At 61.3% G+C, this 21023-nt stretch carries 19 protein-coding genes; 1 reads left to right on the top strand and 18 read right to left on the bottom strand.

Going from position 1 to position 21023, the window contains the following annotated elements; translation table 11 throughout:
- Nucleotides 1–6 precede the first annotated feature (6 nt).
- The 4 genes from YH63_RS13190 to YH63_RS13175 all read right to left on the bottom strand — a co-directional run bounded on the left by YH63_RS13190 (nt 7) and on the right by YH63_RS13175 (nt 6136).
- The gene (locus YH63_RS13190; RefSeq protein ID WP_046827209.1) at nt 7–1086 is read right to left on the bottom strand and encodes an ABC transporter ATP-binding protein; all 1080 of its coding nucleotides are present in this window, start codon (nt 1084–1086) and stop codon (nt 7–9) included.
- The gene (glpD, locus tag YH63_RS13185) at nt 1083–2627 is read right to left on the bottom strand and encodes a glycerol-3-phosphate dehydrogenase (protein ID WP_046827210.1); all 1545 of its coding nucleotides are present in this window, start codon (nt 2625–2627) and stop codon (nt 1083–1085) included. Before glpD ends, YH63_RS13190 begins: the two co-directional genes overlap by 4 nt.
- 248 nt (nt 2628–2875) lie before the next feature.
- On the bottom strand, nt 2876–3667 hold the full coding sequence (locus tag YH63_RS13180) for a DeoR/GlpR family DNA-binding transcription regulator (RefSeq protein ID WP_046827211.1): 792 nt from the start codon (nt 3665–3667) through the stop codon (nt 2876–2878).
- 108 nt (nt 3668–3775) lie between these two features.
- Entirely contained in the window at nt 3776–6136 is a 2361-nt protein-coding gene (locus YH63_RS13175; RefSeq protein ID WP_046829530.1) for a transketolase, read from the bottom strand.
- A 135-nt stretch (nt 6137–6271) separates the two neighbouring features.
- Between YH63_RS13175 and YH63_RS13170 the strand changes: the two genes are divergently transcribed.
- Nucleotides 6272–6733 carry an Lrp/AsnC family transcriptional regulator gene (locus tag YH63_RS13170; RefSeq protein ID WP_046827212.1) on the top strand — a complete coding sequence of 154 codons (462 nt, stop codon included), beginning with the start codon at nt 6272–6274 and terminating at the stop codon, nt 6731–6733.
- 17 nt (nt 6734–6750) lie between these two features.
- On the opposite strand, the gene YH63_RS13165 is transcribed toward YH63_RS13170, so the two are convergent.
- The 14 genes from YH63_RS13165 to YH63_RS13100 all read right to left on the bottom strand — a co-directional run bounded on the left by YH63_RS13165 (nt 6751) and on the right by YH63_RS13100 (nt 21005).
- Nucleotides 6751–7032, bottom strand: a complete 282-nt coding sequence (locus YH63_RS13165) for a hypothetical protein (protein WP_052753819.1) — start codon at nt 7030–7032, stop codon at nt 6751–6753.
- 14 nt (nt 7033–7046) lie between these two features.
- Nucleotides 7047–7238, bottom strand: coding sequence for a hypothetical protein (locus tag YH63_RS13160; RefSeq protein ID WP_046827213.1), 192 nt, complete (start codon nt 7236–7238; stop codon nt 7047–7049).
- Complete coding sequence (locus YH63_RS13155) at nt 7235–8401, bottom strand: PepSY-associated TM helix domain-containing protein (protein ID WP_046827214.1); 1167 nt, start codon at nt 8399–8401, stop codon at nt 7235–7237. Before YH63_RS13155 ends, YH63_RS13160 begins: the two co-directional genes overlap by 4 nt.
- Nucleotides 8402–8413: 12 nt before the next feature.
- On the bottom strand, nt 8414–10549 hold the full coding sequence (locus YH63_RS13150) for a TonB-dependent siderophore receptor (RefSeq protein WP_246658054.1): 2136 nt from the start codon (nt 10547–10549) through the stop codon (nt 8414–8416).
- Between the two features lie 354 nt (nt 10550–10903).
- Complete coding sequence (locus YH63_RS13145) at nt 10904–11827, bottom strand: helix-turn-helix transcriptional regulator (protein ID WP_046827215.1); 924 nt, start codon at nt 11825–11827, stop codon at nt 10904–10906.
- Between the two features lie 145 nt (nt 11828–11972).
- Nucleotides 11973–12554 carry a protocatechuate 3,4-dioxygenase subunit alpha gene (gene pcaG, locus YH63_RS13140; protein WP_046827216.1) on the bottom strand — a complete coding sequence of 194 codons (582 nt, stop codon included), beginning with the start codon at nt 12552–12554 and terminating at the stop codon, nt 11973–11975.
- Nucleotides 12554–13255 (bottom strand): protocatechuate 3,4-dioxygenase subunit beta, encoded by a 702-nt coding sequence (pcaH, locus tag YH63_RS13135; protein ID WP_046827217.1) that lies wholly within the window; start codon nt 13253–13255, stop codon nt 12554–12556. The genes pcaG and pcaH overlap by 1 nt, the downstream gene beginning before the upstream one ends.
- Nucleotides 13256–13298: 43 nt before the next feature.
- The gene (locus YH63_RS13130; RefSeq protein ID WP_046829533.1) at nt 13299–14012 is read right to left on the bottom strand and encodes an ABC transporter ATP-binding protein; all 714 of its coding nucleotides are present in this window, start codon (nt 14010–14012) and stop codon (nt 13299–13301) included.
- Nucleotides 13993–14757 (bottom strand): ABC transporter ATP-binding protein, encoded by a 765-nt coding sequence (locus YH63_RS13125; RefSeq protein WP_046827218.1) that lies wholly within the window; start codon nt 14755–14757, stop codon nt 13993–13995. Before YH63_RS13125 ends, YH63_RS13130 begins: the two co-directional genes overlap by 20 nt.
- On the bottom strand, nt 14754–15755 hold the full coding sequence (locus YH63_RS13120; RefSeq protein ID WP_046827219.1) for a branched-chain amino acid ABC transporter permease: 1002 nt from the start codon (nt 15753–15755) through the stop codon (nt 14754–14756). Before YH63_RS13120 ends, YH63_RS13125 begins: the two co-directional genes overlap by 4 nt.
- Before the next feature lies 1 nt (nt 15756).
- Nucleotides 15757–16623: a branched-chain amino acid ABC transporter permease gene (locus tag YH63_RS13115; protein WP_046827220.1), complete on the bottom strand. Its 867-nt coding sequence runs from the start codon at nt 16621–16623 to the stop codon at nt 15757–15759.
- Nucleotides 16623–18254: an amidohydrolase gene (locus YH63_RS13110; RefSeq protein WP_046827221.1), complete on the bottom strand. Its 1632-nt coding sequence runs from the start codon at nt 18252–18254 to the stop codon at nt 16623–16625. Before YH63_RS13110 ends, YH63_RS13115 begins: the two co-directional genes overlap by 1 nt.
- Nucleotides 18255–18332: 78 nt before the next feature.
- Nucleotides 18333–19508 carry an ABC transporter substrate-binding protein gene (locus YH63_RS13105; protein ID WP_046827222.1) on the bottom strand — a complete coding sequence of 392 codons (1176 nt, stop codon included), beginning with the start codon at nt 19506–19508 and terminating at the stop codon, nt 18333–18335.
- A 60-nt stretch (nt 19509–19568) separates the two neighbouring features.
- Nucleotides 19569–21005, bottom strand: coding sequence for a glutamine synthetase family protein (locus YH63_RS13100; protein ID WP_046827223.1), 1437 nt, complete (start codon nt 21003–21005; stop codon nt 19569–19571).
- Nucleotides 21006–21023 lie beyond the last annotated feature (18 nt).

The following is a 21023-nucleotide window of genomic DNA, read 5'->3' as shown; positions in this document are numbered from 1 at the left end:
GTATCCTCACATTGCCGTCGGCGCGGCGACGAGCCGGCCGGCTTGATCGAAGATAAAGAGATCGTTCGGGTCGAGCACCACGTCCAGTTCCTGCCCCGGCAGGAATTCGTGAATGCCCGGCAGCACCGCGACCCAGTTGTAGCCCTCGCGCTTGAGATGAACAAAGCTCTCCGAACCGGTGATCTCGGTGACGCTGACGGTGGTGACGAACGCGTGCCGGCCGGGAGATGCACCGGCGACGTTGAGCTGATGCGCACGAAAGCCAACCTTGTAGGCGCCGTCACTGAGACCTTCATAGAGACCTGCAACCGAGGCACGCTCGCCGCCGGAATAGAAGATCGAGCCATTCTTCTTCTCGATGCCGACGGTGTTCAGCGGCGGATCGGAAAACACCTCGGCCACCTCCACCGTATCGGGACGCCGATAAACCTGCGGCGTCGCGCCGACCTGCAACGCCTGTCCCTCGCCCATGCAGACCGTGCGGCCACCGAGCAGCAAGGCTTCGGAGGGTTCAGTGGTCGCATAAACGAAGATCGCGCCGGACTCTTCAAAGATGCGCGGCAGTTCGGTGCGCAATTCCTCGCGCAGCTTGTAGTCGAGATTGGCGAGCGGCTCGTCGAGCAGCACAAGATCCGCGCCCTTGACCAGCGCACGCGCGATCGCGGTGCGCTGCTGCTGGCCGCCGGACAACTGCAGCGGCGTGCGGCTGAGGTAAGGCTCCAGCTTGAGCAGCTTCGCCGCGTCCCGCACGCGGATTTCGATCTCGTCGCGCGCCACGCCCTGCACCCGCAGCGGCGACGCGATATTCTCGTAGACCGACAGCGTCGGGTAATTGATGAACTGCTGATAGACCATCGCCACCGAGCGCTTGCGCACATCGAAACCTGTGACGTCCTTGCCGTCGACAAGGATGCGACCGGAGGTCGGCTTGTCGAGCCCGGCCAGCAGCCGCATGATCGAGGTCTTGCCGGACAGCGTCGGCCCGAGTAGCACGCTCAAAGTTCCGCGCTCAAGCGTCAGCGACACGTCTCGAATCCAGGGAACGCCGTTAACCTCGCGCGAAACCTGGTCGAGGGTGACGCTCATCCGCGGCCTCCGGCTTCCTTCAGCGGCGTATCGAAACCGCTGCGATGCGTGGCGATCCAGTCGTCGAGCGCCTTCACTTCACTTGCGGAGAGACGCAGACCAAGTTTGGATCGTCGCCAGACAATGTCCTCGGCGGTGCGCGCAAATTCATGCGCGATCAGGTAGCGGACTTCACGTTCCGTCAGCGTATCCCCGAACACCTGTCCGAGGTCCGCAGCGGATGACGCCCTGTCGAGAACCTTGCTGGCCCGCGTACCATAGGCGTGCGCAAGCCGGAGCGCGAGAGCGCGCGACAGGAACGAATTGTCGCGGACCAACTCGTCCGCCAGTGCCGGGATCGCGGACACATCGAGATCGCCGCCGGGCAACGGCGTGGTGCCGGTCCAGCCCGCCGGCTTTGCTTTTCCCGGCAGATATTGCTCCAGCCGTTCCAGCGCCTCTTCGGACAGGCGGCGGTAGGTCGTGATCTTGCCGCCGAAAATCGACAGCAGCGGGAGCCCGCCGGGCGCATCGTATTCGAACACGTAGTCGCGCGTGGCCGCCTTGGCTTCGCTGGCGCCGTCGTCATAGAGCGGACGCACGCCGGCATAGGCCCACACCACGTCTTCTGGCTTCACGGACTTGGCGAGATAATCGTTCACCGACTGGCACAGATAGGCGATTTCCTCGGCCGAGGCTTTCACCTTGGACGGATCGCCATCGTAGTCGCGATCGGTGGTGCCGATCAGCGTAAAATCGTTCTGGAACGGAATGACAAAGACCACGCGGCCGTCGGCGTTCTGGAACGTGTAGGCACGGTCGTGATCGTAAAGCCGCGGCACCACGATGTGCGAACCCTGCACCAGACGCACCTTGGCCTTGGCGTTGATTCCGGCGCGCCCGTTCAGCACATCCTCGACCCATGGCCCGCCCGCATTGACCAGCGCCCGCGCCTGGATGCTGCTTTTCGCACCGGTGACGGTGTCCTCCAGCAGAACCTGCCAGCAATCGCCCTGACGCTTCGCCTCGACGGCGCGGGTCCGCGTGCGGATCACCGCACCGCGATCCGCCGCATCGCGTGCGTTGAGAACCACGAGGCGCGCGTCGTCGACGAAACAGTCCGAGTATTCGAATCCCTTGGTGAAGCGGCCCGGCGCCAACGGCTGGCCGACCGGATCGCGGCTGAGATCAACCGTGCGCGTGGCCGGAAGCAGTCGTCGTCCGCCGAGATAATCGTACATGAAGAGGCCGAGCCTCAGCAGCCAGGCCGGGCGCAGCCCCGCATGATGCGGCAGCACGAATCGCAGCGGACGGATGATGTGCGGAGCAATCTGCCAGAGCACTTCCCGCTCCAGCAGCGCCTCGCGAACCAGACGGAACTCGTAATATTCGAGATAGCGCAGACCGCCGTGAATGAGCTTGCTCGACCATGACGAGGTGCCGCTGGCGAGATCGTTCATTTCGCAAAGGAAGACGGAATTTCCGCGGCCGACGGCATCGCGGGCAATGCCGCAGCCGTTGATCCCGCCACCAATGATTGCGAGGTCGAAAACCTGTCCCACCGCGTCTCCCCAGCGCTCGCTATTTTCGCTTATAGCGATTTCGCTTTCGATTATGATTAAATCACAATCGCAAACGAAAGCAAGCAACGTGATGATTTCGCGAGCATCGCCTCCTATCGACGAAAAAAGACACGTCAAATCAAATAATTAGGGTGTTGACAGCGGAAACGGCTGGTTTGGAGCCGTCACTCCGCGCGATCAACCTGAAAGTCCGACGCGCGTGTTGTTCTCTCGCGGGAGGTGGCCCGTTAGGCGACGTCCGCAGGCTTGTCCGGCATCGCGGCAATCACCTCGATGCCGCGGCTGTTGCAGATGGCCTGAAGCCCGGCCGGCAATGGCAGGTCGGTCACGAACGTATGGATCTGGCTCAGATGCGCGATCCGCACCGGCGCGTTGCGGCTTAACTTGGTGCTGTCCGCCACAAGCATCACGCTGCGCGCATTGGCGATAATGGCCTGCGCGGCCTGCACTTCGCGATAATCGAAGTCGAGCAGCGCGCCCTCCTCGTCGATCGCTGATGCACCGACGATTGCGTAATCGACCTTGAACTGCGTGATGAGATTGTTCGCGGTCGAGCCGATCACAGCGCCGTCGGCGCGCCGCACCGTGCCGCCGGCCACGATGACCTCGATGCGCGGATGACGATAGAGCAACATCGCGACGTTGAGATTGTTCGTGATAACCAGCAGATCCTCATGCGTCGCCGTCAGCGCGCTCGCGACTTCTTCCGTCGTGGTGCCGATATTGATGAACAGCGAGCAGCCGTTGGGAATTTGCGCCGCCGCTGCGATGCCGATGGCCTTCTTTTCCTCGGCCGCGACGAACCGGCGGGCTTCGTAAGCGAGGTTCTCCACGCCCGAGGCGATGATCGCGCCGCCGTGAACCCGCGTCATCGAGCGGCGGTCGCACAGATCGTTCAGATCCTTGCGGATGGTCTGCGCAGACACTTCAAAGCGCCGCGCCAGATCCTCCACCGTCACCCGCCCGGAGGCGCGCGCGATGTTCAGAATGTCGGACTGGCGGTTGGAAAGCTCGGTCATTCAGCACCTTAACCCGTATGAGCCAATGGTGATGATGTTCCCGCGTCCGGTCAACTCGACATTTCACCGGAAGCTGCGCGTGGTTAAAACCGCCCGGACCAGCCGCGTTTACACCGCCATCTTCCGATGCCGGATCGGCGCGCCGAAGGTCAGACTCGCGGCCGCATCGATGATGGTGTTGGTGTCGAGACCATAGTGACCGTAGAGATCATTGACGGTGCCGGTCTGGCCGAATTTCTCGACGCCGAGCGCCTCGACGCGATGACCGTGAACGCTGCCGAGCCATCCCAGCGTCGCCGGATGTCCGTCGATCACGGTGATGAGTCCGCAATCGCGCGCCAGCGGCCCAAGCAAGCGCTCGATGTGGCTGGGCTCGCGCGGACCGCCTGCGCGGCGAAGCTTACGCGACGCCGTCCAGCCCGCAAGCAAACGGTCAGCGGATGTAATCGCAAGCAGGCCGATGTCCCGGCGTGACTCGCCGAGCAGCCCCGTCGCCTCGATGGCTTCCGGCGCGACCGCGCCGGTATAGGCGATTACGAGTTCGGCGTTCGGTCCCGGCTTGCGCAGCCAGTACGCCCCTGCTGCGATGTCGCTTTCAAGCTCGGGCGTCATCGTGCGCTGCGGCTGGTCCAGCGTGCGCGTCGACAGCCGCAGATAGATCGATCCGCCATCGTCGGCGCGCTGCATGTGATCGAAGCCCCAGCGCATGATGACCGCCAGTTCGTCCACGAACGCAGGCTCGAACGACGAAAGCCCGTCCTGCGCCATCCCGATCAACGGCGTTGCGATCGACTGATGCGCACCGCCTTCCGGCGCCAGCGTGATGCCCGATGGTGTCGCGGCGACCATGAAGCGCGCGTCCTGATAGCAGGCGTAATTCAGCGCATCGAGGCCGCGCTCGATGAAGGGATCATACAATGTGCCGACCGGCAGCAGGCGCTCGCCGTTGATGGAATGCGACAGGCCGAGCGCGGAGAGCATGATGAAGAGATTCATCTCCGCGATGCCAAGCTCCATGTGCTGACCCTTCGGGGAATAATCCCACGCGAAGGTCGAGGGAATCTTCTCCTTGCGAAATAGATCGGCCTTTTCCGCCATGGCAAACAGACCACGGCGATTGACCCATGCACCAAGATTTGTCGAGACCGTCACATCGGGCGATGTGGTGACGATGCGCTCGGCGAGCTTGGTGTCGCTGCGCGCAAGTTCATTCAGCACCAGTCCGAAGCCCTGTTGCGTGGCCATGCGTGGCGTCAGCGTCACGTTAAGGCGCGCCGGCACCTCGATCTTCGGCGCATCGAGCCGCCGCGCGCCATCGCGCGCAAAGGTCACGTTCTTCAGGAACGCTTCAATGCGCGCATGATCGAGCGGCAGACCTTCGAGCCGGTCCCATTCGTGACCGGGGCGGATGTTCTGCGCCGCGCGGAAGGTTTCCATCTGCGCTACGGTCATCAGGCCGGCGTGGTTGTCCTTGTGGCCCTGGAACGGCAGGCCGACACCCTTGATAGTGTAGGCGATGAAGCACACCGGCCGATCATGATCGATCGCCTCGAAGGCTTCCAGCATGCTTGCGATGTCGTGGCCGCCGAGATTGGACATCAGGGCCAGAAGTTCATCGTCGCTGCGCTTTTCGATCAGGCGCGTCACCGCACCCTGATCGCCGATGTCATCGAGCAGATGCTTGCGGAATGCCGCACCGCCCTGAAAGCACAGCGCCGCGTACATCTGGTTCGGGCAGCCATCGATCCACTTGCGTAGCGCTTCACCGCCCGGCTCCGCGAACGCCGCCTGCATCAGCTTGCCGTATTTCACGATCACCACGTCCCAGCCGAAATTGCGGAACATAGTCTCGAGCTTTTCCCAGAGTCCCTCGCGGATCACCGCGTCGAGACTCTGGCGGTTGTAGTCGATCACCCACCATGTGTTGCGAAGGCCCTGCTTCCAGCCTTCCAGCAGCGCTTCAAAGATATTGCCTTCATCGAGTTCGGCGTCGCCGACCAGCGCGATCATGCGCCCCTCAGGGCGATCCTTCATCCAGCCGTGCGACTTCACATAGTCCTGCACCAGCGACGAGAACAGCGTCTGCGCCACGCCGAGCCCGACCGAACCGGTGGAGAAATCCACGTCGTCGATATCCTTGGTGCGCGAGGGATAGGACTGCGCGCCCTTGAAACCGCGAAAATTCTCTAGCTTCTCGCGGGTCTGCTGCCCGAGCAGATACTGAATGGCATGAAACACCGGACTGGCGTGCGGCTTCACCGCGACGCGGTCTTCCGGCTTGAGCACGCCGAAATAAAGCGCCGACATGATCGTCGCCAGCGAGGCGCTTGAGGCCTGATGCCCGCCGACTTTCAAGCCATCGGAATCCGGCCGGACATGATTGGCGTGGTGAATGGTCCACGACGACAGCCACAGCACCTTTTTGGTGAGGGCCGACAGGGTTTCCAGACGCGAACGTTCGATGGGCATGGCGGTCACCGGCAAAGGGGTTCGGTAACGATGCTATTCCTCACCTCGCGCTTAGAAATCTCAAATCTTCTCGACCAAGCGAGCTATATTAGTATATCATACCAATAAGTACGCTCTCTGTGAGATTTCATTCCAATGGCCGACCTCGACACCATCGATCGCAAGATCCTGACGATTCTTCAGGCCGACAGCCGCGTCACCATGCAGGACCTCGCCGATCAGGTCGGACTATCGGTGTCGCCATGCCACCGCCGCGTGAAACTGCTCGAGGAGCGCGGCGTGATCTCCCGCTACATCGCGATGGTGGATCAGAAATCTGTCGGCCTTCCGGTCAGCGTTTTCATTTCGATCAAGCTGGAACGGCAGAAGGAAGAAGACCTCGACCGCTTCGCCAAGGCGATCTCGAAGTGGAAGGAGGTGCTGGAATGTTACCTGATGACCGGCAACCGGGATTACCTGCTCCGCGTGGTCACCGCCGACCTTCCATCTTATGAAAATTTCATCAAGACCAAGTTGACCCGGCTCGACGGCATCGCCTCGATCGAGTCGAGTTTCGCGCTCAGCCAGGTGAAGTACTCGATCGCGTTGCCGGTATAAGTTGTAACGGAAGCGGGTCAGTAAAGGCTTCGCTTCGCATCCTGCCCGATCACAAAGTCGATCAGCTTGGCGGGCACGAATGCGCGCCCCTGATTGCGCAACATCTCACCCCATGTCGGCAGGCGCGTGCGTGCAACACGCTTGTCTGGATTCCACAGATCCGACCGCTTCAGCGCCTTGCTGCAATGCACATAGACCTCAACCACATCGACGACGATCACGGATCGCTGGGCGTTTTCCGTGTGCAGCGCCGCCTCATCCGCCACTGTCTTGTCATCAGGAATGATCGCGTCGGTCATGCCATCCCCCTAGCTCAGCTACGCCTGAGAAAGAAGTATCCGCACAGCAGGATTGGAATCGCCAAGGTGACCCAGGACACACCGTCCCACACGCCGTCTCCGACAAGCGCCGATACCAGGCCCACGATGCTCAGCACGCCGAGCACGATCGGGATCGCGAAAATCTGGCCGTTGGTCTGGCGGCGTAGCTGCGGTTTGTATTTCATGACGTATAGACCGGGCGATGATCCGACGCCGAGGCATCGACGACGACCCGCTCGATGCTGACACCGGACTGGCGCCGACGCAGCCAGAGGTAAAGGCCGGTGATGAGTACGGCGATGGTGATGATGTCGAGGATCGCCCAGATGATTTTCAGCGGCATGCCACCATAGTCACCGAAGTGCAGCGGCTGCGAAATCAGGAGCGTCGACACATACCACGGGAGTGGACGACTGTCGGTCAGAACGCCGGTCTCCGCATCGATCAGCGCCGGTTTGAGCAATTTCGCCGTGAGCGGCGTGTTGCCGCGCATGAAGACAGCGTAGTGACTCTTGCTGCTGAAGATGGTGCCGGGAAACGCCACGAAGGCCGGCTTCATGTTCGGCTCAGCCTTGATCGCCACCTGCACCGCCGCGTCGATCGACGACGGATTGGCCGGCAGCGGTTTGTCCTTGTACTGCGCGGTCATTTCCGCGAGCTGTCCGAATTGCCAGACCTTGATAACGAGTTCGGCCCACGTATTGATGACGCCGGTGAAGCCGACCACCAGCATCCACATCACCAGCACGATGCCAGTAATGTTGTGAATGTCGAGCCAACGGACCACGCGCAACCGGTCACGGCGGTAGGTGCCGAATTTCAGTTTCCGCATCGACGGTGCGTAGACGACGATGCCGGAGATGATCGCCACACAGAACAGGATGCCCATCAGCCCGAGGAACAGTTTTCCGGGCAGACCGGCGAACATGTCGGTGTGCAGCTTGAGCATGATGTAGGTGAAACGCCCGGTGACGTCCGGCGCATCGAGATAGGCCGCGGTGTGAGCGTCCACGCGGACGATGCGGTTGTCGACCGGGCTGGCCTCCAGCGTCTTGCCGATGCTCACCAGCAGCGCATTGGCATCATCCGGATCCCAGATCAGGAAATGCGGCACCATTCCCGGATCTTTCGTCAGACTGTTCTTTACAACGAGATCGAGGTTGGCGCGCGGCGTGCCTTCCGGCACCGGTGCCGCCTGCACTTCCTCATGCAGCAGGTGATCGATCTCGTGATGGAAGATCAGCGGCAAGCCGGTGATGCAGAGCATCAGCATGAACACGGTGCAGATGATGCTGGACCACTTGTGCGTCCAGCCCCAACGGCGCAATGACTTACCTGTGCCTGCCAATGTGATGCTCCCTTAGTTCCAGGAATATCTGAGAGTTCCGAGAATCGTGCGGGCGGTTCCAAGGCCGCAATAGGCCAGGCCGGTCAGACACGATGCGACATAGTAGCGGTTCGTCAGATTCTTTGCGGTGACCTGCGCGGTCCAGCCTTTCAGATCCGGCCGCACGTAGGCGAAGTCATAGCTCACGCTTGCATCGAACAGCGTGTAGTCCGGAAGAACAAACGTGTTGTAGAGATCGCCATAGCTCTCGCCGGCATAGCGAACACCTGCACCGAGGCCGAGGCCCGCGAGCGGGCCATCGAACCAGGTGTACTTCGCCCACAACGAGGCCTGATCGATAGGCACGCCGTTCACATATTTTCCTTGAGCGCCGACAGCACTCGCGGTGATCTTGGCGTCCGTGTGTGAGTAGCCCGCGATGATTTCGAGTTCGCGTGTGATGTTGCCGCGCGCTTCCAGCTCGACACCGCGCGAACGGACCGCATCGGTCTGTACGCTGTAAAGGAAGTTAACGGGATCCGATGTCAGCACGTCGTTCTGCTTGATGTCGAAATAGGCTGCGGTCAGCATCAGGTTGGTGCCGACGGGCTGGAATTTTGCGCCGACCTCCCAGCCCTCACCAGTCGTCGGCTTGAACGCCTGCCCGTTCCGGCTCGCATTGGCATTCGGGACAAAAGACGTCGAGTAGTTGGCATACGGCGACAGGCCGACGTCGAACAGATAGTTCAGACCCACGCGACCGGTTGTCGCTGCATCGCTTCGTGAATAGGTGCCTGCCGCTGGAAAACCGAAGGGAGCAAGAGCGTCCAGCCTAGTGTTGACCCAATCCTGCCGGCCGGTCAGCGACAGTGTCCATCGATCCAGCTTGATCTGATCCTGCGCATACAAGCCGACCTGATCGATTTTGTTGTTCAACAGCATGAAGGGAGATAGCGAACTCGCCGGCGGAACCGCAGTCCAATAAACCGGGTTGTACGCATTGATCGGCGCAATGGGCGAAAATCTGTAATCCGAGCTTCCCGTCTGCTTTAAGTAGTCCAGACCCACGAGAACCTTGTGAGTCAGAGCACCTGTTCGGAAGTCTGCTTGCAACTGATTGTCGGCGGTGAAGTTTTGCGCCTTCGAGCTCACGTAGTTATAGGTGCGATTCACGAGCGAGTTGCTGAGCGGCACCATCCCTTCCGAGCGCGCACTCTGCAGATCGTTGGTCACCTCCATGTAACGCACATTCTGGCGGAACTGCAGGTTGTTATCGAAGCGATGCTCGAACGCATAACCGATAGCCGCCTGCTCGAGTTTGTAGCCGTCCAGACTCGGTTCACCAATGTAGCGGCTGTAGGGGACGCGTCCATTTGGATTGGGCAGGAACGACACCTGTCCGGGCACGTACTGCTGGTAACCCTTGTTGTCGATCTTCTGGTAGTGCGAGAGGATCGTGAACGAAGTGTCTGTCGTCGGTCGCCATGTGAAGCTCGGCGCAATGAAGACCTTGTTGTCCTGCACGAAATCGGTCTGCGTATCGCTCTGGCGGGCAAGACCCACCACGCGATAAAGAAACTCGCCGTTCTTGTCGATCGGACCGCCGAAATCGAACGCACCCTGGATGCGGTTGAACGAGCCAAACGTACCTTCAGCTTCAAAGTGCGGCGTCGCAGTCGGCCGCTTGCTGATCATATTGATGAAGCCGCCTGGGTCAGTCTGACCATAAAGGCCGGAAGACGGGCCTTTCAACACTTCCAGCCGTTCAAGGCCGTATGGTTCGATCTTCGGCATCCCAAACGAGAGGCCGTCTTTGGGCAGCCGCAAACCATCCAGATACTGCGGGGCATCGAATCCCCGAACCTTGAAACCGTCGAAGAAAGCGTTGGCGCCGTAGCCCTGGATCGAGACACCCGGCGTGTACTGAAGTGCGTCCTGAACTGTTTGCGCACCCTGATCCTTGATCTGGTCTTTCGTCACGACAGAGATGGACTGCGGCGTCTCCAGCAACGGAGTGTCAGTCTTCGTCGCCGTCACGCTTTGCCGGGCGGAATAGCCGACAACCGGCCCAGTGCCGCGTTCGCCGACCTGAGCTGGAACAGGCTGTGCGCGCGCAGGTGCTGGAGCGACACGCGCGGCGCGGCGCGGACGTGCACGCTGGCCCGCCACCCTGACCTCTGGGAGAGTCGTCGCCGACTGTTTTTCCGACGGCGGTGCCGAAGATTGCGCGAACGAAGGCGTTGCCTGACAGGCGCCGCCCAAAATCGCCGCACCCAGCGCGCTTCTCATCGTTACGCGCAAAACATCCTTCGAAAACTGCCGCCCCATCTCAAGTTCCCCATCTTGCTAGGCTTTTCAGCCCCCGCGATGGAGAAAGCAGATTTGTGCAGCAGACGCCTTTGCGTGCGCGCAAAAACCCTTTGATCTTATGTTGACGCTCTCAAAGGTAGCCGCATTGGCTCGCACGTGCGGCATTTAAGACGCAGTGCATCGCGCTGCTTGCGTCGCAATTCAGGCTTGCGCTCAGGACAGCGTCTGACTGCGATAGAGGCTTGGAACCGAGCCGAAGTGCTTTCGGAACGCAGTCGCGAAGTTCGCCGGATTGGTATAGCCGACGAGATCGGCAGCTTCGGTGACTGTCATGTTCTGATACACCAGCGCCTCGCGCGCGATCTCAAGCCGTCTGGTCCTGAGATAGTCGATAGCGCTAACGCCGTAAGCCGCGCGAAAGCGCAGGTTGAACGATCGGCGACTCGTTCCCGCCCGGTGCGCCAGTTCGGCGATGCTCCATGGATAGCGCAAGTCGGCGTCCATCATGTCTTTCGCGACCTGAAGGCGCGCCCGCTTGTTGTCGACGGGAGTGCCCAGTTCGGCGTTGCGACGTAATGCGTGCATTCCCCGCGCCAGAACTTCGGTCGCCTGAGCGCTCATCAACAACTTACCCGCAGGGCCATCGAGTGTCGGCGACAGGATCTCCGCCGCAATCGCCTGAATTCGCGGTGGCGCCTGCACGGAGAAGACCAGAACAGGCCGCTCCGCGGTCCTGAACAGATCGACAAATTCCTGCTCCAGGCCCAGCGCCGTGATCGATGTACGGGGAAAAGCAATACCGACAGCGCGGATCGGACCGCGGGGAGCTTCACCGCTGCACGGGGTCGGCTCGCGTATCGCCATTCCGAGTAACTGGTTTTCGGAATAACGGACTCTTTCCGGGCCGTCGTTGGTGCAACTCTCGCCGGTGCCCTCCAACACGATGGTCATATAGAGACCGGGCTTCATGATCCCGTGGGTGCGGAGATCGCCGGGCAACTGAAAATTGCCCGGCTGAAGAACGCAGCCGGGGTTGTCCAGCCAGATCATGCTTTGGGAGAAAGTGTCTTCGACCGGACGATTCTCGCTATCGAGAATCCGGTAGTCGTCGACGATCAGATTGAAGAGGTTTGTCATTTCCGAACTGCTCTAAACTGTCACTATGGCGGCGTTGCCCCACGTGCTCAACGGGTCGCAGGCCTATTTAGAGCTATTTGAAAGTGACAACAGTTCGAACCGTGCTGACGCCAGCCGGCGCAACGCGGCGTTCGCCTCTGTCGGATTATAGATCGAAGAACACGGTTTCCCTGTCGCCTTGCAGGTGAACGTCGAACCGGTAGGTCACGCCCTGCTCTCGCTTCGCGATCAACGTCGTGCGGCGGTCCGCCGGCACCAGCGTGAGGATCGGATCAGCAGCGTTCGCGGCCTCGTCCTCGAAATAGATCCGCGTAATCGCCTGCTGCGTCATGCCGCGCGCAAACACCGCCAGAAGAATGTGCGGCGCTTGCGGCTTGCCGCCGGGCCCCGGCACCGGACCGGGCTTGATGGTGCGGAATTCAAAGCCACCCTTGGCATCGGTGCCGCAACGGCCAAAGCCCTTGAACGCAGCATTCGGCATCGCGCGCGTATCCTGCGGATCGGCGAACCTGCCCTGCGCATCCGCTTGCCAGATTTCGAGCATGGAATCGGGAATGACCTTGCCCTCCCCGTCGAACACCTGCCCGACAATGCGGATGCGCTCGCCGGACACATTCGGCGTCACCAGATCGTTGCCGAAGGCATCGTTCCATGCGTAGTCATTACCCGGCGTCAGGCCGTACTTGAAATAAGGGCCGACAGTCTGCGAAGGCGTGATGTTGCTCATCAGTCGTTGTCTAGCGGCGTGGCGTTGCGCCCACGCAATACGATGTCGAAACGATAGCACAGCGCCCAGTCCGGCTTGGTGTTCTCGAGATCGAAGCTCGACACCATCCGCATCCGCGCCTTCTCGTCCGTCACCGAGTTGAAGATCGGATCGTAGGCGAACAGCGGATCGCCGGGGAAATACATCTGCGTCACAATGCGCGAAATGAACGAGTGCCCGAACACCGAGAAGTGGATGTGGGCGGGCCGCCACGCGTTGGGGTGATTGCCCCACGGATAGGCACCGGGCTTGATGGTGATGAACCTGTAATAGCCGTTGCTGTCGGTCTGCGCGCGGCCGGCTCCGGTAAAGTTCGGATCGAGCGGCGCCGGATGCTGATCGACGACGTGGATGTAACGCCCGCAGGCGTTGGCCTGCCAGACTTCGAGCAGCGTGTTCGGCACGCCGCGGCCATCCTCGTCGTGAACATGGCCGTGAACGATGATGCGCTCGCCGAGCGGCTCACCCTTGTGCTGAATTGTCAGATCGTTGTCGTTTTCGCGCACCGTCTCGTGGCCGTAGACCGGCCCGGTCAGTTCCGACAGCGTATGCGGAATAATCACCAGCGGCTTCGACGGCGAGCGGAGCACCGTGCTCTTGTAGGCCGGCGACAACCGTGGCGCATGCGCGGCGTTGCTTTCTCGCGGATAGATCAACGTCATGGGGCGTCTTCTTCCTGATGACCCGGATACAATACCAATTCGATCAATGAATTCCTACACCGAGCAACCGGTTCACCAGCGGCCGGTCTGACTTCAGATCCGCCGACACGCCTTCCCAGACCGCGCGGCCACGCTCGACCACCATGACTCGGTCGGCGAAATTCAGCGCGCGTTCGATCTGCTGTTCGACCAGGATGATCGTCATGTCGCCGCTCGTGGCGAGCCGGGAGATCGTCTCCATCAGCTGGTCGCAGATCACCGGCGCCAATCCTTCGAGAGGCTCGTCCAGCAGCAGGATTGACGGCTTTCCCAGCAGCGTTCGCGCCATCGACAGCATCTGCTGTTCGCCGCCCGAGAGTTGCAGGCCAAGGTGGCGGCGCCGTTCCGCCAAGCGTGGAAACATCTGGTAGATTTCCTCCAGCCCATTCCGCTCCCGGGTCTTGAAGCCGGTCGACAGGTTCTCCTCCACTGTCAGCGAGCGGAAAATATCGCGTGTCTGCGGCACATATCCCATGCCGCACAGCGCTCGCGCAGACGTGCGCAATCCGCTGATGTCCTGTCCGTCCGCAAGAATTTTTCCGTGATGCCGCGTCGACAGCCCCATCAGCGTCGCCAGGAGCGTCGTCTTGCCGACGCCGTTACGCCCGAGGATCGCGAGGCGGCCACCGGCCGGCACCTCGAACGACATCTCCGAGACGATCTGCGTCGGGCCATAGCCCGCGCTCAGGCGTTCGACCTCAAGCCGTGCGGCTGGCATCGGCATAGCTCCCCAGATAGGCGCGGCGGACTTCGTCGTCCTTTGTGACGTCCTCCGGACTGCCCTCGAAGATCAGGCGGCCATTGGCAAGCACGAGCACGCGCTTTGCAAACCGGAACACGAGGTCCATGTCGTGCTCGATCATCAGAACGGCGATGTCGGACGGCAGGCGATTGATCGCTTCAAGGATTTTCGGCGCTTCGTCGTGCGGAACGCCAGCTGCCGGCTCGTCCAGCATCAGAACCTTCGGCGTGAGCGCGAGGCCAATCGCAAGATCGAGCAGCCGCTGCTGGCCGTAAGCAAGCTTCGCCACGGGAAGCTGCGACAGGTGCGCGATGCCAAGCATGCCCAGAATATGCATCCATTCGTCGCGAACCTGCGGAGCGAAAGTCTCCACCGAAAAAAACCGGCGCGTGAGACCCTTGCGCTGCATGACCGCCAGCGCGACGTTTTCGGCGACCGTCAGACTGGTGAACAAGCGTGTGATCTGGAAGGTTCGCGCCAGCCCCTGCCGGACGCGGCCGGGGATGGAGACTGCCGTCAAGTCGTTGCCTTCGAAGAAGATGTTCCCGTCGGACGGAGCCAAATCGCCGGAAATGACGTTTACCAGCGTGGTCTTGCCTGCGCCGTTCGGCCCGATCAGCGCCACGCGGTCGCCCTTGCCAAGACTGAAGGATACGTCGCGGTTGACGTGAAGGCCGCCGAAGGACTTCGACACATTCCGCAGTTCGAGCAGCGAAGTCATGATCCCGGCCTCCGCTGCGAGAAGGATGACCAGAGCGAAGCGATACTGTGCCCAAGCCCGCGCGGGGCGAAGATCACGATCAGGATCAGAAGCAATCCGACCAGCGTCATCCAGTGGAACGGATTTGCCGCCGACACGATATGCTCGAAGATCTGGAAGATCACCGCGCCCGCCAGCGCGCCCCACAGGTTCCCGGCCCCACCCAGCACCAGCATGACGAGAACTTCGGCCGATCGCTCGAAGCTGACGCTGTCGAGCCCGACGACGCCGGTGTTGATCGCCATCAGCGCGCCGCCGAGGCCAGCGACGATACCCGACACGCCATACATCACGACGAGTCTCGGATAGGCCGAAGCGCCGATCATCAGCGCGCGCAGGCTGTCGTCCTTGATGCCCCGGCACAACAGGCCGAACGGAGACCGGACGAACCTGAGCAGCAGCACCATGACGACCGCAAGCGTCGCCAGCGAGAAGACATACGACGTCCGGCTGTACATATCGAATGTGAATACGCCGAAGATCGGCGCGGGCGTAATGCCCGACAGGCCGTCACTGCCGCCGGTCAACGATGACAGCTTGTTCGCCAGCGAACTGACGAGCTGGCCGATGGCAATGGACAGCACAAGCTGCGGCAACCCCTGAAAGCGCGTGATCAATGCGCCGGAAATCAGGCCCATGATGGAGCCGGTGAAAGCGCCGATGGCGAGCAGGATCAGCGGATTTGTAATCCCGGCGATACAGGCGTTACCGACCGCATAGGCGCTGACGCCGAACAAGGCCGCCTGCCCCAGCGTGGCAACGCCGCAATAGCCGGTAACAAGGTCGAGCGAAAGCACGAGCAGCGTAATGCTGATCAGCCGCGTCAGGAACGCGAGATCGTCAGGAAACGCGAAATATCCTATCGCGCCCACGACAGCGACTGTCAGCAGGCCGAAGATTTCCTGCTGGAGCGGGAAACCCCGCCGCGGCATATCGTATTTGATGATCTCTTCGGCCATCTCAGTGTGCCCGCCCCAGAAGTCCGCGCGGAAACAGGAACACAGTCAGGATCACCGCGAGATAGAAGAAAAACTCGCCGAACTCCGGCGCCAGATATTTTCCCGTCGTGTCTGCAAGCCCCAGAAACAGCGACGCCGACAGCGCGCCCAGGATTGACCCGGCGCCCCCCACCGACACAACGACCAGAAACGTCACCATGTAGCGCAGCGCATAGAACGGTTCGATCGGCAGCATCTCCGCGCCGAGCACACCGCCGAATGCCGCCAGACCCACCGCCAGAGCGAACGTCGCCGAATAGATCCACTGCGTGCGGATACCGAGTGACTCCGCCATGTCGCCGTTGTCGACGGCCGCGCGCATGCGCACGCCGAACTCCGTCTTGTCGATCAGCAGCCATAACGCCAGCGCGGTCACAAGCCCGCAGGCGATCACCAGCAGCCGATGCGTCGCGATCATGCGGAAGCCGAGATCGAACGGGCCGCTGAGTGCGGCCGGCAACGGGATCGGTTTCGAAGTTGGGCCGAGCGTGAAATTCGCCAAACCGATGATGACGAATGTGATGCCGATCGTGAGCAGAAGCTGGGTCAGCGCATCGGAGTGGCGGTAGATGCGCCGGTACAGCAGGACTTCGAACGGGATCGAGATGATGATCGTTCCCACCACCGCCATTATAATGGCAATCGGGTAACTGACGCCGAGCGTCTTCAGCGCATAGGACGCGAGATAGCCGCCGATCATGGCGAACGCGCCATGGGCGAGGTTCACAACGCGCATCAGCCCCATCATGATCGACAGGCCGATGGAAATCGTGAACAGCACCATCCCGTAGGAAATTGCGTCCAGCAGAATGCTCAGCGCGGTCAGCATCAGTGAACCTCTGCCGTTATCTTCGCTGGCTGAGCCGCCGACAGCGCATCATGACGCACGGCACCGCGAAGCACCGTCATCAGCACCTCGGTTGCAGCCAAATCGGTGGACGCGTCGAACGGGTCGCGATCGATGGCGATAAAGTCTGCCGCCATTCCCGGCGCGAGCATTCCGCGCCACTCTTCCTGCTTCATCGCGAAGGCACCGCCGTGGACATAACTGCCGACGGCCTGACGGCGGGTCAGCGCTTCATCCGCACCGATCGGCGCGCCCAGCGATGCCCCGCGATCCACCGCATTCGCCATCCCGACCCACGGCGACACATGCCCGGTCGGCGCATCGGAACTGCCGACGTAGGTCACGCCCGCGTCGATCACCGAACGTGCGGGGTACTTGCTGTGGGCATCCGGTCCGAACGCCTCCAAGATCGAACGGCGCATCCGCGCCAGGAAACTCGGCTGCGTGACGATCAGGGCGTCGAGCGCCTTCATGCGCGCAAGACCGCCCTCCGGCGGGCAGAAATAATGCTCGATGCGATGGCGCGGCTTTTGTCCCGGCAACGCTCTTTCAGCCTTCTCGAATGCCGTGATGATGCGCGCGGACGCGCGATCCCCGACGCAATGGGTCGCCGTTTGCCAGCCGCCGAGATGCGCTTCAACGATCACGCGTTCGAGATCGTCCTCAGCCCGCATGAAGAACCCGTGCGACTTGGTATCCGCAAACGGCTTTGTCACCGCCGCGGTGCGCGCGCCGACGATGCCGTCGGCGAAAAACTTCAGCGTCATCGCCTGCCAGTCGGGATCACGGCGGGGCGTAAAGCCACGCGCGGCGGCATCTTTCGGATCAAGCTGATACATGAACCCAAGGCGGATCGGCGAGAACGCCATGTCCTGACGGAGCAAATTCCATACCATGAACTCATCATCGAAGCCGCTGGTGAAACCAACAGCAGCTTCCACCGCCGCGGTCAGGCCCATGCGGATGCTGTCTTCGATTGTCTCGCGCAATGAAGCAGCCATTGCAGCCAGATCAACCGCCGGGATCGCCCGGAAGACGTTCTCCGCAGCACTTTCCTTGGCGCTACCATCCAGCCGTCCGCGCTTATCACGTCCGAACGACCCGCTCGGTGGGTCGGAGACCCCCTCACCGATCTGAAGCAACTTCAGAGCGGCGCTGTTGAGGATCGCGGTGTGCCCGCAAAAGCGGCGAATAATGACAGGATGGTCAGGAGCCGCGGCGTCGATTTCGTCCCGCGTCGGATAACGGTGTTCGGCGAGATTGTTCTCGTCGAAACCGACCGCCCTGATCCATTGCGCGGGCGGGCTTGCCCTCGCAGCCACCGACAGGTGACGCAGGATATCCGCAACCGTGCGGACGCCCGGTCCATTCAACTGGATCTGCTGCCGCTCGTTGGCAATGGCAAACAGATGAACATGTGCGTCCGTCAGGCCGGGGATAATCGTCGCGCCCTGCATGTCGATGACACGTGCAGCGTCCGGCGCATCCTCGTCATCGCCGACCCAATCAATGACGCCCTTTCGCGTCACGAGCGAACGAGCCGGACGGATATCATCCGCGGACCGGTAGATCCGCGCATTGATGTATCGGATGGAGTCCGGGCTGTGCAGCATGGCTCGGTTCGGTCTGTCCGGTCGTAAAAGATCGGCGCGAGCGAACCCGCGCCAATCTCAGTGTGGCGGATAGGTGGCTTAGTTCTTGACCAGCGCCCAATCAGGCTGTGCTTCAAACGTTTGAAGCTCCTTGTTGATGAGCTTGCCGTTCTCCTTTGCCACTTCGCGCAGATAAACGTTCTGCGTGATGTGACGCGTCGTGGGATCGATCGACACCGGGCCACGTGGGCTAACCCACTTCATGCCCTTGACCGCGGCGACGGCCTTTTCCGGATCGCGCTTGCCATTGGTGGCCTCGATCATCTTGTAGATCACGCGCGCGCCATCGTAGGCGGCTACCGACGTCATCGTGACGTTGTCGAGCGTGATGCCGACCTTGGCGAGCCGCGCGAGGAAAGCCTTATTCTCGGGCGAGTCGTGCGAGACCGCATAGTGGTAGGTGGACAAGAAACCGATGCTGCTGTCGCCAAGATTCGGCAGATCTGGTTCGGTCAGCACGTCTCCCAGCGAGATCAGCTTGATGCCGCCGGACTTCAGACCGTTGTCGATATAGCCCTTCACAAATCCAAGGGTCGGGGGCCCCGCGGGTAGGAAGGTGAAGATCGTGTCGGCGCCCGAGCTCTTGATCCGCTGCATGATCGGGCTGAAGTCGGTGGTCGCGATCGGCATCCGAATGGCTTCGACGATCGTTCCGCCGTCAGCCTCGAACGTTTTCTTGAAAGCTGCTTCCGCGTCGACGCCGGGACCGTAGTCGGTGACGGCAATGACCACCTTCTTGGCGCCCTTCGCCTTTGCGACTTTCGCGGCAGGCACGGTGTTCTGCCACATCGTAAAGGAGGTACGGACGATGAACGGACTCTTCTCGACGATCGCGGACGTCGCCGCGTTGAACACGACCAGCGGCGTCTTCGATTCTTCGAGCAGCGGCGCTACCGCCAATGCGTTGGGGGTGAAATAGACGCCAGCAAGGTACTGCACCTTGTCCTTGACCAGAAGTTCCTGCGCCAGCGCCTTGGACTTCGCCGGGTTCGGCGATTCCTCGTCGCGGTAGATGAACTCAACGTCGTGGCCCGCGACCTTGGAGCCGTGCTCCGCCACCCAGGCCTCGATACCCGCCTTGAAGTTCTGGCCGAACAGCGCATACGGCCCGGACATGGTGCCGATGACGCCCACCTTGATGGTGTCGGCCTGGGCCGCGCCTGACATCAGTCCGGCGACTGCCAGCACACACGCGTAGTTCACTGTCTTTTTCATATTCGTCCCCTGCTCCTGCTATTTGATTTAGTTTACGTCAAGCCTGTACGGCGCGCCGCATCAAAACATCTCGAAATACTCGCGCTGCTCCCATTCGGTGACTTCGGCCTGAAAGCGCTCGATCTCGGCGTTCTTGATGTGCACGTAGTAGTCTACCAGTTCGGCGCCCATTGCGTTCCTGAAGAATGGATCGTCGTTCAACGCGAAAACAGCCTCGCGCAGCGACTTCGGCAGCAGACTGGCCTTGGTCTCGTAAGGTGTATCCGCGGACGGCCCGGGGTCAATGGAGCGATCCACGCCATCCAGCCCCGACAGGATTTGCGACGCCATATACAGATACGGGTTGGCCGCGGGCTCGCCAACGCGGTTCTCGAACCGCGTGGCTGGGTCTTTCGGACCGCCCAGAACGCGGATCATGACGCCCCGGTTGTCCCGGCCCCAGATCGCGCGATCCGGAGCCAGCGAATAGGACCGGTAACGCTTGTAGCCGTTGATCGTCGGCGTCGTGAACACGGTCGCCGCGCGGGCATGGTCGAGCAATCCGCCGAGATATCCCTTGCCGAAATCCGACAGGAATTCCCCGTCGGCATCGGACATGAAGGCATTGCGGCCGTCAGATTTCGAGACCAGCGACTGGTGCAAATGCCAGCCCGACGAAACAACGTTGGGAATGCGCGGACGGCACATGAAGGTCGCATGATAGCCGTGGCGATGGCAGATCTGCTTCACGGCGCTTCGAAACAGCACCATGGTGTCGGCGGGATCCAGCCCGACGGTGGGCGCGAAGGTGAACTCGCACTGACTCGGACCGAATTCGACCTCGATCGATCGCAACGGCAGACCGAGCGCGACGACATCGCGTCGGATCAGCTCGAGCACCGGCTCCATCTGGTCGTAGCGTTGCTCGGTCAGATACTGGTAGCCGTGGGACAGAAGACTGACTTCCGGCGGCTCGCCAGGTTGTCCGGCATCGCCGGGCTGCATCTTCGGATCGTTGACCTTGAAGACATGAAACTCGACCTCAAGCCCGGCTACGAAATCATAGCCGCGCGCGGACAGCTTGTTCAGAACGGACTTGTACAATCCCCGTGTCGCGAACGGCACCGGACGGCCGTCGGCGAAATGAACGTCGCACAGGACCCAGCCCGTGGTGGGCGCCCAGGGCAGAACCCGGAATGTTGTCGGATCGGGAATCATCAGGACGTCAGCCGCGCCCTGCATTTCCTTCATCCCGAAGCCGCCGCCGGCGGTGAACACCGGAAATACTGTGCGATGCGAGGTGTCTTTCGCCAGCATCGTGGTCGTGATCGAGCAGCCGTTTTCGAGGATGCGCAGCGCTTCGCTGGCAACCAGCGTCTTGCCGCGCAGAATCCCATGCTGGTCGGGAAACGACAGACGAATCGTATCCAGTCCCTTTTCTTCGACAATGCGCCGAAGCCGGACTGCCGCTTCGTTCTGCTCCTCCGACCAAAGACGATGCCGTGCGACAAAGCTCAATGACGTTGCTTTCCCTGA

The sequence above is a fragment of the Afipia massiliensis genome (assembly GCF_001006325.2).
Classification (GTDB): Bacteria; Pseudomonadota; Alphaproteobacteria; order Rhizobiales; family Xanthobacteraceae; genus Afipia; species Afipia massiliensis_A.
The sequence above is the reverse complement of the archived record's forward strand: the minus strand, read 5'-3'. Positions and strand labels throughout refer to the sequence as shown.